Raw genomic sequence first — 15,441 nt, forward strand, 5'->3', positions numbered from 1 at the left:
GAGACCCGGGACCGCACCGGCCCGCCGCCGTCCGGACCCGCTCAGGCGCGGTGCAGGGTGATCGTGGTCCAGGCGCCGATGTGGACGCGGTCGCCGTCGCCCAGCGGGATCGCGGTGTGCGGGGAGATCGGCTCCGCGCCGCCGTTCACCGTGGTGCCGTTGGTGGAGTCCTGGTCGACCAGCACCCAGCTGCCGTCCGGCTGTTCGGCCAGCAGGGCGTGCTGGTGCGAGGCGCCCGGGTCCTCCGGCGCGACCGAGAGGTCGATCTCCGGCACGGTGCCGCGGTGCTGGCTGCGCCGGCCGATCCGCAGCTGGCCGCGCCCGGTCAGCGGGATCCGCCGCTCGGGGCAGTACGGCGGGAAGAACAGCCCGGCCGCCTCCGGACCGCTGCGGGCCATCATGTCGGTGAAGTACTGGCGGTCGGCGGCGATCACCGCGAACCAGGTGGTCCGCGCCGGCTCGGCGGCCGGGGCCGGCGGCTGCTCGGCCTGCGGGGGCACCGGCGGGGCCAGGTGGAACGAGGTGCCGAACTCGTCGCCGCGCCGGGCCGGTCCGGGCTGGGCGTAGACCGGGCCGGAGTCCTCGCGCGGGACCGGCGGCCGCTGCTGCGCCGGGTGCGCGGGCGGCAGCCCGTACGGGGTCTCGGCCGGCGGGCCGAACGGCGCCTCGGCGGGAGCTCCGTACGGCGCCTCACCGGCCGGCGGGCCGTACGGCGCCGCCTCGACCGGGCCGGGCGCCGGGGCCTGCTGACCGTGGGCCGGCGGCGGGTAGCCGTAGCCGGCGGGCGCGCCGTGCTGCTGGTGGTGCTGCTGCTGGTGCTGCGGCGGCAGCGGCGGGGCCTCGGCGAGCTGCGGCGCGGCCGGTGCCGCCGGGGCGCCGCCGTACGCCGCCGGGATGTTCAGCGGGGCGGGCGCGGGCGGCGGTGCCGGGGCCGGGAACGGCGGCTGCTGGGCACGCTGCGGCGAGGACAGGTCGTAGTCGTACCCGCACTCCTCGCAGAACCGCCCGGTCTGCGGGCTGCGGCAGATCGGGCAGATCACCAGGCCCTCGGTGAGGTCGGGGAAACCCTGCGGGGCCGGCGGAGGGGGCGGCGGCATCGAACCCGGCGCCGGCATCGAGCCGGGCGGCGGCGGGGGCATCGCGCCCGGGGGGAGCGTGGCACCGTACGGCGCGCCGTGGGCCCCGTGCGCCCCCGGGGCACCGGGGTGCGCGCCGGGCGGCGGCGGCAGCGGCTGCGGCGGTGTCATCGGGAATCCGCAGAAGTCGCACCAGTCCTCGGCCTGCGACTCGTGGCCCCTCGGGCAGATCGGCATCAGGTCCCCCCTCAATTCCAGCTCGGCCGGGCCTGGGCCCGGCCGGTTCGCGGCCCGGTCGGCGCTTCGGCGGTCACTTCTTCACGCGGACGGTCTTGGTCGACCGGGTCTCGACGATCATCGAGTCGGCCTCGCTCACGTTCTTACGGAACCGAACGGTACCCTCCTTCGGGTCCACCACGTCCACCACCTTCTGCAGCAGCTTGTAGGTGCCGTCGTTCCCGGTCGCGTGGGCGATCCGGACGGCGGCGCCCAGCTTCGCGGTGGCGAGGTCGACGTTCCCGGCGCGGTGCGCCTCCATGCCTTCCTGGACCGCCGCGGCGAGTTCCGCCTGCCCGGTGTAGTGGGCGACCTGCGGGCTGATCCGGGTGGATGAGGCGAGGTCGTCGGTCCAGACCGCCTTGACCAGACCCTGGGACAGCACCTCGGGCGTCCCCCCGGCGACCGAGGGCGGCAGGACCAGGCTGATCCGGGCGGCCAGCATCTCGTTGCCGACGGCCGCGGCCGGGACCTCCACGCAGACGTGGTAGTCGCGGCTCTCGTCGCCCCACGAGCCGGTCGGGTAGTCGCCGGCCCTCGGTCCGGCCTCGGCCCGGCGGCCGGTGAGGTCCTCCAGCGCGGGGGCGACCTGCTTGACGAACTTCACCACCGCGTTGGCGGGTGTCCAGACCCGCAGGGCGACATCGGCGACCTGCTTGCCCATCGCGCCGGTCATCATCGAGCGGAAGTCCTCGGCCAGGCCGGAGGGTTCGGGGACGATGTCGACGGTGCCGAGCAGCGCGGAGGCGATCTTGCGCAGCTCCTCGACCTTCCAGTCGGTGCCGACGCCCCGGCAGTCGGCGGTGAAGTGGCCGGTGACCCGTCCGATCGCGCGCTCCAGCTCGGCGGCGGTCTCGTGCTCGTTGTTGCCGTCGGTGAGCAGGATGGCGTGCCGGATCGGGATGTCCCGGCGGGTGAGGAAGAGCTGGTCGGCCTTGGTCAGCCAGGTGCCCATGGCGGTGCCGCCGGCCGCGGTGAGCCGGCGCAGCGACTCCCGGGCCCGGGCCCGGGTCTCCGGCGAGGCGATGGCGAGGGTGCCGTCGCCGGGGAAGACCTCGCGGGCCTCGTGGGTGCCGGCGACCACGGCGAAGGCCACGCCGTCGCGGACGGTGTCGACGGCGGCGGCGGTGGCCTCGCGGGCACCGCGCATCTTGCTGGACGGGTAGTCCATCGAGCCGGAGCAGTCCACCAGGATCACCACGGCGGCGGACTGCCCGTCGCCGCCGGCCGGGGCGTCGGTGATGCCGAGCGGGCGGCCGCCCGAGGTGCCGCCGCCGGTCGCGGTGACGGTGACGATGGCGTTCACTTCGCGGGCGCCGTCCGCGAGGTACTCGTTCTGGAAGATCTCCACATCGAACCTGGGCAGGTTCGGCTTCGCCAGTGTTGCCATGGGTGGGTGGCTCCCGTCGGATCGTCGGATGGTGCGCGGGTGGTGGCCGCGCCGGTGGGACGGGGCGCGGGTGGTCGCTCGGTGCTTGCGGCCCGGGCGGCCGGCTCGGTGCTCGGTGTCCGGTGTCCTGCGCTCGGGGCTCGCGGTTCGGTGCGGGTCGTCCGGTGCGGGTCGTCCGGTGCGGGGGTCCGGTGCGGGGGTCCGGTGCCCGCGGCCTGTCGCGGACCGCGCGCCGGGGCCCGCGCCGAGGGGGCGCGGGCCCCGGCGGTGCGGGCGGGTCAGCGGGCCGGTGGCACCGGCGGCACGGGCGGGCGGGGCGGCACGGCGGGCGGCGGCGGGACCGGGGGCAGCGGGGCGGCGGGCGAGCCGATCACCGGGATGTCCGGCAGGGTCGGCGCGTGGTCCTCCTCCTCGTCCGCAGCGTCGCTCCCGTACGCCGCGCCGGTCGCGGTGATCACCGGCAGGTCCAGCGCGGTCGCGGTCCGGGCGTCCTCCCCGGTGCCCCGGGCCGCCGGGGACGGGTCGATCGGCAGCACGGCGACGGTGATGTTGTCGTGCCCGCCGGCCGCGACGGCGAACTTCACCAGCGACTGCGCGGCGGCCAGCGGTTCGGTCCGGGCGTCCGGCCGGACGTAGTACGCCAGGTCGGTGGCGGCCTCGGCGTAGTTCCACAGGCCGTCGGTGCAGACCAGCAGCACGCCGGGCACGTGCGGGGTGAAGTCGAGGGTGTGCGGCACGACCTCCTCGGCGTCCGCGCCGAGCCAGCCGGTGATGGCGTGGGCGCGCGGGTCCGCGTACGCCTCGGCCTCGCCCATCAGCCCGGCCTCGACCATCCGGGCCGCCCAGGAGTCGTCCTGGGTGAGCCGGAACGGCTCGGCGGCGACCCGGTCGTCGGGGATCCAGTAGGCCCGGGTGTCGCCGACCCAGCCGATGGTGATCCGGCCGCCGGACGCGATCGCGCTGACGTAGGTGCAGGCCGGGGCGTTGACGTCGGGCCGGAGCGGCCGGGTGCCGTCGGTGGCGAGGGCGGCCACCGCGTCGGCCGCGTCGGCGATCGCCCGGCGCATCGCCCGGGTCGGGTCGGTGCCCGCCTCCAGCGAGCTGAGCAGCGACTCGGAGGCGGCGTCGACCGCGGTCTCGGAGGCCTGGTCGGGCCGGTCGGAGGAGGAGACGCCGTCGCAGACCACGGCCACCACGACCGGGTCGCCGCCGGGCAGCGAGGAGGCGGCGATGGTGAAGGAGTCCTCGTTGCGGTGGTGCCGCAGGCCGCGGTCGCTGACTCCGGCGACGCCGGCCAGCGCCTTCTCCATGTGGTCGCGGGGGCGCGGCTGGGCGCGGCCGCAGGCCTCGCAGTAGCCGTCGGGGGTCACCTGGTGGAGTCCGCAGTGCGCGCAGCCGACCGCGCTCCGGTCGGCCTGGGCGGGCACGGAGGGGGTGTTGGGCAGGGTCGGCGGGTGCTCCTCCCCGCTGCCGGGCCGGGCGGCGGACCAGCCGGCCGGCATCGCGCCGGGGGCGGGACGGCCGTCCCGGCCGGCCCCGCAGGACCCGCAGAAGACGTCCTCCGGGTCCATCGGCTCGGCACAGCTCTGGCACACGGTCTGCTGCGGCATCAGTTACACCCACGTCCTGGGACGGGCCCGGTTGGCCCGTTCCACCATCTCGATCCTGGTCTCGGCCCGGTCGGCCAACCGGGCGAGTACCCGGTAGGACTGCTCCAGGGCGAACCGCAGTTCCCTTTCCACCGCGGGCCGTCCCAGCACGCTGACCTCGCCCGTCGCCGGGCCCGTGCCGGTTCCCCCGGGGGAGCCGGCGGTGACCCAGCCGAGCGCCGCGCCGAGCACCTCGACGGCGAGTTCCTCGCGGCGGCGGTCGTCCAGGCGCAGCGCGGTCAGCTGCTCGGAGCTCGCGCCGAGGTCGGCGCCGAGCGGGTCGGTGGTGGGCCGCTCGCGCAGCCGGGCCCGGACGGCGGCGATCCGGGCGGCGGTGTACTGGCTGGAGGTGGCCGGGACGGTCTCCAGGGCGGCGACTGCGCCGGCCCGGTCGTCGTCGGCGAGCCGGACCCGGGCCAGCCCGAAGGCGGCGCTCAGGTAGCTCTGGTCGGTGCTCCACACCAGGCGGTAGAACTCGGCCGCGTCGCCGCCGTCGCCGAGGAGTTCGGCGCAGACGGCGAGGGCCAGCTTGGGGGCGGCCTCGCCGGGGAAGGCGTCGTAGACGGCGTCGAAGGCCTCGGCGGCGGCGCGCAGGGCCCGTTCGCGGGCCGGTTCCCCCTCAGTGCCCCCGCCCGCGGCGGTACCGGCTCCGGCCTCGGCCCCGGCGGCGGTGACCAGGGAGGCCAGGCCCCGGTACCAGACCACCCGCCAGTCGTCCGGGTGGTCCTTCTCCAGCGCGGCCAGCGCCTCGGCGGACTGGTGCGGGCGGCCGAGTTCGAGCAGGGCGCGCAGGGCTCGCAGCCGCCGTTCCACCGAGTCGGTGGGGGCGCCGTCCAGTGCGGTGAGCGCCTCCGCGGGGTCGGCGGCCAGCAGGGTGGCGAGGAAGCCGGCGTTCGGGTCGGCCGGGTCGACCCGGGGGACGGGCAGCGCGAGCGCGGCGGCGGCCGGGTCGACGGCGGTCAGCCGCAGTTCTCCGGGGCGCACCGTGGTGGCCACCAGCTCGGTGTCGACGACCCGGAGTTCGGGGCCGAACAGGGTGGACTGCGCGGGCCTGGCCCGGCCGTCCTGGAGCGCGAGCACCTCGCGCAGCACGCCGGTGAGCTGGTCGGCCATCTCCTCGGCGGAGCCGAACCGGCGGGCCGGGTCCGGGTCGGTGGCACGGACCAGCAGGCGGTAGTAGGACTCGTAGGAGGCGAAGACCGGGACCGACTCGGGGCCGGGCAGGGTCTCGCGGTAGGTGGTCGAGTAGCCCTGGAAGTCGAAGCTGAGGACGGCCAGGGTGCGGGCCACCGTGTAGAGGTCGGAGGCGGGGGAGGGGCCGTCGGTGGCGATCTCGGGCGCCTGGTAGCCGATGGTGCCGTAGATCGGGCCGTCGTCGTCGAGGCGGCGGACGGCGCCCATGTCGATGATCTTGAGCGCGTCGCCGCTCTGCAGCACGTTGTCGATCTTGAAGTCGCAGTACACCAGGCCCCGGGAGTGCAGGTAGCCCAGCGCGGGCAGCGCCTCCAGCCCGTACGCGATCGCCTGCTCGACCGGCAGTGGGTCGCGCCGTCCGTCCGGCAGGCGGCGCTCGTTGGCGATGTCCTTCAGGGACTTGCCGCCGACGTACTCCATCACGATGTAGCCGTCGGTGGCGCCGGTCCGCAGGTCCGGGTGCTCGACGAAGTTGATGATGCGGACGATGTTCGGGTGGTCCACCTCGGCCAGGAAGCGGCGCTCGGCGACGGCCACCGCCAGGGCGTCCTCGTCCCCGGTGTCCAGCAGGCCCTTGAGTACCACCCACTTGTCGTTGACCCGCCGGTCGACCGCCAGGTAGATCCAGCCGAGCCCGCCGTGCGCCAGGCACCCGACCACCTCGTACTGCCCGCCGACCAGGTCGCCGCGGCGCAGCTTGGGGGTGAACGAGTACGGGGTGCCGCACTTGGTGCAGAAGCCGTCCGGGCGACCGGGCCGGCCGTTCCGGTCCCGGCCCACGGGGGTGTCGCACTTGGAGCAGAACCGCTTGCGCTCCGGCACCTCCGGGTTCTCCAGCACCGCCAGTGACGGATCGGCGGCCGGGACGGTCGGCACCGTCACCAGGCCGGCGCCCAGCCGGTGCCGGCCGGCGGAGCTGCTGCCGCGGCTGCTGCGCACCGAGACCGAGCGGCTGCTGCCGGTGCGGGTGGAGCGGTGCGAGCGGGACCGGCCGGACAGCGAACGGGCCGAACCGCTGCGGACCGAGGAGCTGCGGACGGAGGAGCTGTGGGCCGGGCCGGTGTCCTGGCCGCCGGTCAGGGGGGCCGAGGCGGCGCCGAGGCCGCACTCGTCGCAGTAGCCGTCGGGGTCGACCGTCCCGGCGCAGTCGCGCGGGCAGGGGTCACCAGGTCCGGCGACGGTCCTCCGTTCCGCGGCCGTCCCGCGGCCGGTCCCGGTCGCCGTGCCGGCGCCCGTCGCCGTGCCGGTCCCGGTCCGGCCCGACCCGGCGCCCGCAGGTGTCGACCCGGTGCCCGCACGCGTCGAGGTGGTGCTCGCCGGGGCGAGGCCGCACTCGTCGCAGTAGCCGTCCGCGTCGATCGTCCCGGTGCCGCACTCCGGTCGTACGCACGTCTCGCCCATCACCGTCAGCCCCCCTGTACCCGTCCGTCGACAGCCTGTCCGTCGGCCGGCTCCCCGCCGGCCGCCGCCCCGCCCCGCCCGATCCCGTCCCGTTCGATCCTGTCCTGAACCGTGCCGCCGTACCCGGCCGCGCTCGGCCCGGCACCGCCGTACCCGGTGCCGCCGCCGTACCCGGCACCGCCCGGCTCCGCCGCGCCCGCGCCCGCCCCGGGCTCGCCCGGTGCCGGTCGTAGCGCCTGCTGGAACCGGGCCACCGCGCCGGCCGCGGCCCGCAGGTCGCACGGCGCGCTCCAGAGCAGCCAGCGCGCCTTCTCGTAGCGCTCCAGCACCACCGGGTCCTCGGACACCCGGAGCCGGGCCGCCATCGCCTTGTACGCGTCCAGGCGCCCGCGCAGTTCGGCCCGGACGGCCAGCGGCTGGGTCACCTCGGTGAGCGACTGCCGGGCCCGGGCCAGTTCCTTGGCGGCGGCGTCCTCCAGCGCGTCGAGCAGCGGCGCCAGCCGGTACCACTGCCCGTTCTGCCGCAGCTCCAGCGCCAGCACGATCCGTTCCCGCAGCGCCGAGGCCGGGCCGGGGACGGCCGGGACCTCGGTGGCGGCGATCTTCGCCAGCACCTCGCCGCGCGCCCGGCGGGCCTCGGCCAGGGTGGCGTCGGCCCGCTGGAGCAGGTCGCCGACGCCCTGCAGCCGCTCCTCGGCGTCGTCGCGCAGCCGCAGCAGGTTCTCCAGCTCCTGCCGGACGCCGTCCAGCGCCCGCCCGGCCCGGTCGAAGCGCTCGGTGTCCACCACGCCGGAGGGGAGGGCCGAGGCGCCGCCGTCCGGCACCGTGCCGCGCTGGGCCGGGACCCTGGCGGGCCGCCAGAGGGCGAGCGGGTCGGCGCGGACCTCGGCCCGCAGCCCTTCCAGGTCGGCGTCCAGCGCCTCCAGGTCGTCGCCGAGCGGGTGGGTGCCGGAGCGCACGCCGAGCGAGGCCGCCAGGGTCTGCACCCGGCGCAGTTCGGCGATCAGCAGGTCGATCCGGGCCGGCAGCGCCGTCCAGACCGCGTCGGCCGCCGAGACCACCTCCAGCACGGTGGCGTACCAGGAGTTCATCCGCTCCATGAGCTCTTCCAGGCTGACCCGTTCGACCAGCCGGGCGGGCGCGCCGAGCCGCTGCGGGCCGTCCGGCGCGCCACCGGGCACGGTGACCGCGTCGCCGGTCAGCAGCTCGCTGAGCTCGGCGAGTTCGGGCCCGCCGGGCTTGGCCCTGCGGGCCCGGACCGCGCGTGCCGAGGCCAGCGCCTCCGAGTAGCGGTCGAACAGCGCCCACAGCAGCGGCAGGCCCTGTCCGACGACGGACCAGCGCTCCAGGGTCCGCCCGGTCAGTCCGGCGCCGTCGAGCAGGCGCAGGCCCGGGTGGTCCTGGAGCGAGAGCAGCGCGGACTCGACCGCGTCGCGTTCCGCGCCGAGGCGCGCCAGCGCGCGGTCCACCTCCTCCCGGCTCAGTGCCGGGCCGGCCGAAGCCGCCATCGTTCCCTTCCCTCCTCCGCCTGCCGTGTGCCGTGTGCCGTGGTTCCGTGCTGGGCCGTGCCGTACTCCGTGGTTCCGGGCCCGGCTGTTCCGGTTCCCGGGGAATCCGCCCCGACCCTAGCGTGCGCCCCCGCCACCGGGCCGGGCCCGGTCGTCAAGGAACCGTCAGTGCGGCCCGCGGCTCCCGTCACCGGGGCGTCGGCCAGTGCCGGTCGGCGTCGTCCAGCAGGTAGGGCTTCAGCCAGGTGTCGTACGCCCGCCGCCAGCTGCCGCCGGTGTAGTAGTCGTTGAGCACCTGGTTCACCCGGGCCGTCAGATCGGTGCTGGTCTTCAGCATCGCGACGCCCATCACACCCGGCCGCACCTCGCCGTCGAGCACCCGGACGGTCTGGTCCTGCGCGGCCTGGCTGGCCGCGAGCCCGTCGTCGGTCATGGTGACGTCGACCTTGCCCAGCTGCATCAGCACCAGGCAGTCGAGGTGGTTCTGCACGGTGATCAGCTGCTTGACCGGACGGGTCTTCAGCTCCTCCTCGGCCGACGAGCCGGAGGCGGCGCAGGCGGTGGCGCCGTTCAGCGCCTCGTCCATGCTCTTCGCGGGGGAGGAGCGCGGCACCAGGACCCGCTGGCTGGTGGTGAAGTAGGGGCGGGAGAAGGCCACCTGCTCCATCCGCTCGCAGGTGATCGACATGGTCCGGACGATGATGTCGACCCGGCCCTCCTGGATGAACTTGATCCGGTCGGCGGTCGGCACCGCCTTCAGCACGACCTTGTCCGGATCGCCCGTGATCGCGGTGCCGATCGCCCGGGCGAGGTCGATGTCGAAGCCCTCCACCTGGCCGGTGTTGGGGTTGCGCGAGCCCCACCGGTAGCTGTTCAGGTCGACGCCGACGACCAGGCTGCGCTTGGCCTTGATCGCCTTCACCGCCGGGCCGTCCTCGGTGCTCGGCGGGACGCTCCGGTACAGGTCGCAGTCGGCCTGGCCGCTCTGCTCCGACTGCCCGGCCTGCTCCTGCTGCGCCGCCAGCGGTACCTGGCGCGGTGTGCCCGCCGCGGGGGAGGACTCCTGCGGCCCGCCCGCGCCCAGGACCAGGGCGCCGCTCGCCAGCAGTGCCAGCGCCACCGCCGTCCGGGCCCCGCGCAGCGCGGCCGCCCGGCCCCGGCCCCGGTCCCGACCGGTGCTCGTGCTTGTGCTCGTGACCATGTTTCCGTCGCCCCTCTACCGGTACTCGGCCAGTCGGCGGCCGAGGCCGCCCAGCGCCGCGGCGGCGGCCAGCAGGCCCAGCACCGCGATCGCCGCGGCCGCGGTGCGCAGATCCTTGTCGACGCCCAGCGCGGCGTCCCGGAACTCGCCCTCCTCCAGCACCGCCGCCTCGGCGAGCTCCCGGTCGGCGGCGGCGAACGCGGCCTCGGCCGTCCTCGGCGCGTCCGCCTCCCGGGCCGTCACGGTGGCGTCCAGCGCGGCCTGGTAGTCGCCCTCGTTCTCCAGCTTGGTCGCGGCGGTGTGCCGCTCGCGCCACTGCTGGTAGTCGGCCATGGCCTGGGCGAGCTTGGCCCCGGCCTCCCGCGGTGCCAGCGACTGGGCCTGCACCAGGGTGCCGGGCCCGGTGCCGCGCCCGGGGTCGGACGTGAACAGGTGCTCCGTGGTCTTCGACCACAGGTCGGCGTAGACGCCGCTGGAGCCGCGCGCCACGTAGTGGAGGTTCTCCGCCAGGCGGGCCGTCAGCACGTCCACCCGGGCCGCGTTCAGCGCCCGCAGCGGCACTCCGCCCTCGCGGTCGCCGCGCGCCAGCGCCGTCGAGGCGCCGGTCGCGGCCGCCGTCAGCCACAGCACCGCGGCCAGCACGGAGGCGGTGGCCGCCATCAGCCCGATGTTGAAGACCCGGTTGGTCCGCCGGAACAGCGTCAGCTGCACCCAGAACAGTCCGGCCAGCGCCAGCAGGCCCAGCGCGTACCCGGCCCACGGGGTGGCCCGGGCCGCCTTCATGTCCTCGGCCAGCAGCGCGTTCTCGGCGGCCGAGAACTGCGCGGCGGCCGGCAGCAGCACGGAGCGCATCTGCTCGGAGGCGTACCGCTGGTAGGCGCCGCCGAGCGGGTAGCCCTGCCGGTTGTTGGCCCGGGCGGTCTCCACCAGCCCCGCGTACACCGGCACCTGCTGGTTCAGCGTGGAGAGCAGCTCCCTCAGCTGCGACGAGGCGGGGGTGCGGGAGGCGGATTCGGTGATCAGCTGGGAGGCCGTCCTGAGGTCCTGCTCGTAGCGTTCCCGTACGGCGCGCGGTTCGGCGCCCGCCAGCAGGAAGCCGGTGGCGGCGGTGGCGTCCGCGTCCGCCAGCGAGCGGTTGATGTCGGCGGCCGCCTGGCTCAGCGGATGGCTGTTGTCGACCACCCGCTGCGCCGCCGCGGCCCGGGAGTTCACCTGGGCGGCGGTCAGCGCGCCGAACGCCAGGGTCAGCACCACGAGCAGCGCTCCGGCCAGCCGCAGCCGTCCGGGCGCCGTCCGGGTGGCCCGCCCCAGCCGGGCGAGCGGCCCGGTCGGCAGGGCCACCGCCCCCGTGCCGCCGGCCCGTCGCTGGGCCGGCACCGTACCCGCGGGCCGCTCCGGCGTGTGCGCGCCCGGCCCCTCCGTGCGTACCGGTGTCGCCACCAGCCACCCCCTCCCCTGAGGCCCGCCCCCCGCTTCGGGGGCCCGGCCGTTGCCAGCAGTATGGCCGTCACTCCCCGCGGCCACACCCGAGTTGCGCGGATCTTGAGCTGTCCGTCCTGCTTCGCGCGTCGGCCCGGGTCCCCCCTCGGGCCGTGCGGCGAACGGGTCGACGCGGCACGCACCCTACGCGGTTCCCGAGTTGACCGGAGGATTAGGGTCCGTTTGTGCGGGAGTCGCGCCCGGGCCGGGTGTCTGCGCCGGGGTGTCAGTGGCGCGCCCGGCGGCGCGAACCGGTCCGGCACGCTCCCCGGGGCGCGAGCGGTGCGGGTCCGCCCCGGCCGCCGGGTCCTTCGTACGATGACGCCATGCGCCTTCTGGGAACCATCTCCGCCGACCGTCCGCTGCTCGTCGTCGCCGTCCGGGAGGAGGCCGCCCACCTCGGCGACCGCCTTCCGGTGCTGCTCACCGGCATCGGCAAGGTCAACGCCGCGGCCGCGCTGGCCACCGTCCTCGCCGGGGGGCGGCATCCCTCCGAGGTGGTGAACCTCGGCACCGCCGGCGCCCTGCGCCCCGGCTGGGAGGGCACCCACACCGTCACCCAGGTGATCCAGCACGACCTGGACACCCCCACCCTGTACGCCCTCACCGGCCGCACCTACGGCGCGCCGCTGGTCGTCGGCAAGGGCGGCGACGGGCCGGTCCTGGCCACCGGCGACCTCTTCGTCTCCGACCCGGCCGCCCGGGACCGCCTCGCCCAGCACGCGGACCTGGTGGACATGGAGGGCTACGCCGTCGCCGCGGTCGCCCACCGGGCCGGCCTGCCGGTCCGCCTGGTCAAGCACGTCAGCGACGAGGCGGGCGACGGCGCCGCCCGCGCCTGGCGGGAGTCGGTCGACGACTGCGCCCGACACCTGGCCGACTGGCTGCACGCCCAGGGCTGGTGACGGTCCGAGGGACATCGCTGTGGGTGGCGCGACCTAGGGTGGCCGGGTGACCGAAAACAGCCACGCGCCCGTGCGGGCCGACCTCCGGCCGCCGGGGCTGAACGCCGACGAGCACACCACGCTGCTCACCTTCCTCGACTACCTGCGCACCTGTGTGATCGCCAAGACCGACGGACTGTCCGACGAGGACGCCCGCCGCCCCGGCGTCGCCTCCGGGACGAGCCTGCTCTGGCTGGTGCGCCACCTCACCGCCGTCGAACTCAACTGGTTCCTCTGGGCCTACCGGGGGGACGACGTCGAACTGTGGGACGACGACGCGCCCTCGCCCGGCGACGAGACGGTGGCCGGGTCGGTGGCCGCGTACCGGGAGGCGATCGCCCGGGCCAACGAGGTGATCGTCTCGGCGGCGCCCTGGCCGGACCGCCCCGGTGTGCGCTCGCTGCGGCCCAACGCCGAGGCGCCGTCGATGCGTTGGCTGCTCGTCCACATGATCGAGGAGACCGGGCGGCACGCCGGCCACGCCGACATCCTGCGGGAGCTGCTGGACGGTTCGGTGGGCCGCTGACGGGGGCGAGTGGCCGCCGTCCTGACGGAGAGTGGAATACTCCCCCGCGCAGTACCCGGTGCCGCTCCGGCGGCGCCGGGTGTTTTTCACACAGGGGGAATACAAGTTCATGTCTTTTTCTGACAGAAGCAGCGGGCGCCGTCGCACCGCGCACGCCGCCAGGACGGCGCTCGGCGCCTCGGCGCTCGCACTGACGCTGCTCACCACCGCGGCCTGCGGCCCGGACAACAGCTCGGCCGACACCGCCGTCACGGCGGGTGCGGGCGCGGGCGCGGCGCCGAACATCGGGCTGCCGGCCAACCTCGAAGACCTGAAGAAGTGGAAGTTCGACGACTGGGAGAAGTGGGCGAAGGACTACGCCCTCCCGGCCGCCGCCAAGGGCTTCTGGACGCTGGACAAGCTGCTCAAGGCCAAGCCCAACGAGCCGCTCCCGCCGCCCCCGGCCCCGCCGGCCCCGCCGGCCGCACCGGCCCAGCCGACCCAGGCCCCGGCGCAGCCCTCGCAGCCGGCCCAGCCCTCGCAGCCGGCCCAGCCCTCGCAGCCCGCCAAGCCTTCGCAGCCGCCCCAGCCCGGGCAGCCGACGGCGCCCGGTGCGCCGACGGCCCCGGCCACCACGCCCGGCAAGCCGCCGGCCGGCCAGCCCACCCAGCCGGGGCACCCGACCTCACCGCCCGCAGCGCCGAAGCCGTCGAACACCCAGCAGCCGGCCTCGCAGGCCCCGGCCCCGCCGGCCCAGCCCACCCAGGCCCCGGCCCAGCCCGCGCAGCCCACCCAGGCTCCGCCCGCACCGGCCCAGCCCTCGCAGGCCCCGGCGCAGCCCGCGCAGCCGCCCGCCCAGCCCGCGAAGCCCGCCGACAACGGCAACGACCCGCTGCCGAAGACCGTCAACGCCCAGCCGCTCCCGCACCCGTACACCAAGGTCGCCGTGCACGGGAAGCTGTTCGCGGACGCGCCGGGCAGCGGCGCCGAGGCCGCCGCCGGGCTGAGCCACTACCAGTGCTCCGCCACCGTGGTCGCCGACCCGGCCCACCCCGGCAAGAGCAACCTGGTCTGGACGGCCGGCCACTGCATCCACCAGGGCAAGGGCGGCAAGTACTTCAGCAACATCTCCTTCATCCCGGCGTTCAACAGCACCGGCGCGCTGAGCGGCGGCAAGCAGGCCGAGGAGGCGCAGTACGCGCCGCTCGGCATCTGGAACGCCACCCAGGCGGTCACCTCGCCGCAGTGGAAGGCCGAGGGCGGGGACGGCGGTTCACCGGCCACCCAGTACGACTTCGCGATCATCCGGGTGCAGCCCGGTGAGGGCGGCAAGTCGCTGGAGGAGACGGTCGGCGGCGCCGTGCCGGTCTGGTTCAACGCCCCGCGCGAGCAGCTCAGCATCACCGAGTACGGCTACCCGGCGGCCCCGCCGTTCGACGGCATGGAGCTCAACCGCTGCGAGAGCGGCCGGCCGACCCGGCTGTCCTACGACCCGGCCCGCCCGCCGATGCACGCCATCGGCTGCACCATGACCGGCGGGTCCAGCGGCGGCGGCTGGCTGGCGGTCAAGGACGGCAGTCCGGCGCTGGTCAGCAATGTCTCGGTCGGCCAGCACACCGGTGACCCGAAGTTCCAGGCCGGCCCGTACCTGGACGACGTCGCCGCCGGTGCGTACGACTTCATCTCCAAGAAGGGCTGACGCCCCCAGGACGTATGAAGGACCTACGACGGCCGCCCCCGCACACCTCGGTGTGCGGGGGCGGCCGCGTTCGCCCGCGTCGAGGTCGCTCAGTCGGCGAACGCCGTGAGGTCCAGCGCGGCCAGCCGGTCCGGGTCGGTGAGCACGTCGATCGCCACGATCACGCCGCCCACCACGGTGAACGCCATGATCGACACCGGCCGCCCGTTCGCCCCGATCACCACGACCCCCGCCGCGCCGTTGACCAGCGCCGGCCGCGCGTACGGCGACAGGCTGCGGAACATGACCGCCTGGCCCGCGACCGTCCGGGCCCCGTTGAGCACCACCGGACGCCGCTGCTCCCGCCCGGCGGCGGCCCCGTCGGCGCGCAGCACCACGTCCGGGTCCAGCACCGCGAGCAGCGCGTCGAGGTCCCCGGTGCGGGTGGCGGCGAAGAACGCGTCGACGGCCACCCGCTGGCGGGCCAGGTCCCGGTCCGGCGCGGGCGCCCGGCCCTGCACCTTGCGCCGGGCCCGGCTGGCCAACTGCCGGGTGGCCGCAGCGGACTTCTCGACCAGCGGGGCGATCTCCTCGAACGGCACCGCGAACATGTCGTGCAGCACGAAGGACACCCGCTCGGCGGGCGAGAGCGACTCCAGGACCACCATCAGCGCCAGCCCGACCGAGTCGGCCAGCAGCACCTCCTGCTCCGGGTCCGGCGCGTCCGTCCGCCTGAGCAGCGGGTCCGGTATCCGCGAGGGCTCGATGTCGCCGCCCCCGCCGCCCGCCCCGACCCGGGACTCGAAGGACTCCTCGCGCCGCTGGGCCCGCGAACGCAGCAGGTTGAGGCAGATCCGTCCGACCACCGTGGTCAGCCAGCCACCGAGGTTCTCCACCTCGGAGGTGTCGGTGCGGTCGTAGCGCAGCCAGGTGTCCTGGACGGCGTCCTCCGCCTCGGCGATCGATCCGAGCATCCGGTAGGCGACGGCCCGCAGGTGCGGCCGGTGCGCCTCGAACGAGTCCACGTCCCCCGACCCGGCGCCCCCAGCGGTCGCGGCCTCCGCCGCCGCGCCCGCCGCGTCCGCCGCCAGAAAGTTCTCGTCCACCCGTGTCACATTCCTCTGCCGCCGTGGGTCAAAG

11 protein-coding genes are annotated in these 15,441 nt (G+C 75.9%); 3 read left to right on the forward strand and 8 right to left on the reverse strand.

Going from position 1 to position 15,441, the window contains the following annotated elements; all coding sequences use genetic code 11:
• Positions 1-41 precede the first annotated feature (41 nt).
• The 7 genes from OG715_RS29260 to OG715_RS29290 form a co-directional block, all read right to left on the reverse strand.
• On the reverse strand, positions 42-1,313 hold the full coding sequence (locus OG715_RS29260) for an FHA domain-containing protein (protein WP_266274290.1): 1,272 nt from the start codon (positions 1,311-1,313) through the stop codon (positions 42-44).
• Between the two features lie 73 nt (positions 1,314-1,386).
• A complete protein-coding gene (locus tag OG715_RS29265; RefSeq protein WP_266274289.1) occupies positions 1,387-2,742 on the reverse strand; it encodes a VWA domain-containing protein in 1,356 nt (451 codons plus the stop codon).
• Between the two features lie 278 nt (positions 2,743-3,020).
• The gene (locus OG715_RS29270; protein ID WP_323182236.1) at positions 3,021-4,352 is read right to left on the reverse strand and encodes a PP2C family protein-serine/threonine phosphatase; all 1,332 of its coding nucleotides are present in this window, start codon (positions 4,350-4,352) and stop codon (positions 3,021-3,023) included.
• 3 nt (positions 4,353-4,355) lie between these two features.
• Positions 4,356-6,986, reverse strand: coding sequence for a serine/threonine-protein kinase (locus OG715_RS29275; RefSeq protein WP_266274288.1), 2,631 nt, complete (start codon positions 6,984-6,986; stop codon positions 4,356-4,358).
• A 5-nt stretch (positions 6,987-6,991) separates the two neighbouring features.
• Positions 6,992-8,494, reverse strand: coding sequence for a hypothetical protein (locus OG715_RS29280; protein ID WP_266274287.1), 1,503 nt, complete (start codon positions 8,492-8,494; stop codon positions 6,992-6,994).
• 187 nt (positions 8,495-8,681) lie between these two features.
• Complete coding sequence (locus OG715_RS29285) at positions 8,682-9,695, reverse strand: glutamate ABC transporter substrate-binding protein (protein ID WP_266274286.1); 1,014 nt, start codon at positions 9,693-9,695, stop codon at positions 8,682-8,684.
• A gap of 15 nt (positions 9,696-9,710) precedes the next feature.
• Entirely contained in the window at positions 9,711-11,135 is a 1,425-nt protein-coding gene (locus OG715_RS29290) for a hypothetical protein (protein WP_266274285.1), read from the reverse strand.
• Positions 11,136-11,500: 365 nt separating this feature from the next.
• On the opposite strand from OG715_RS29290, the gene OG715_RS29295 reads away from it, so the two are divergent.
• The 3 genes from OG715_RS29295 (at position 11,501) to OG715_RS29305 (ending at position 14,322) form a co-directional block, all read left to right on the forward strand.
• Positions 11,501-12,079, forward strand: coding sequence for a nucleosidase (locus OG715_RS29295; protein WP_266274284.1), 579 nt, complete (start codon positions 11,501-11,503; stop codon positions 12,077-12,079).
• A 46-nt stretch (positions 12,080-12,125) separates the two neighbouring features.
• The gene (locus tag OG715_RS29300) at positions 12,126-12,644 is read left to right on the forward strand and encodes a DinB family protein (protein WP_266274283.1); all 519 of its coding nucleotides are present in this window, start codon (positions 12,126-12,128) and stop codon (positions 12,642-12,644) included.
• A 109-nt stretch (positions 12,645-12,753) separates the two neighbouring features.
• Positions 12,754-14,322: a trypsin-like serine peptidase gene (locus OG715_RS29305; RefSeq protein WP_266274282.1), complete on the forward strand. Its 1,569-nt coding sequence runs from the start codon at positions 12,754-12,756 to the stop codon at positions 14,320-14,322.
• An 89-nt stretch (positions 14,323-14,411) separates the two neighbouring features.
• Here OG715_RS29305 and OG715_RS29310 read toward each other — a convergent pair whose 3' ends face one another.
• Entirely contained in the window at positions 14,412-15,407 is a 996-nt protein-coding gene (locus OG715_RS29310; RefSeq protein WP_407661033.1) for a sigma-70 family RNA polymerase sigma factor, read from the reverse strand.
• Positions 15,408-15,441: the final 34 nt, after the last annotated feature.

Source organism: Kitasatospora purpeofusca (genome assembly GCF_036010405.1).
GTDB lineage: Bacteria > Actinomycetota > Actinomycetes > Streptomycetales > Streptomycetaceae > Kitasatospora > Kitasatospora purpeofusca.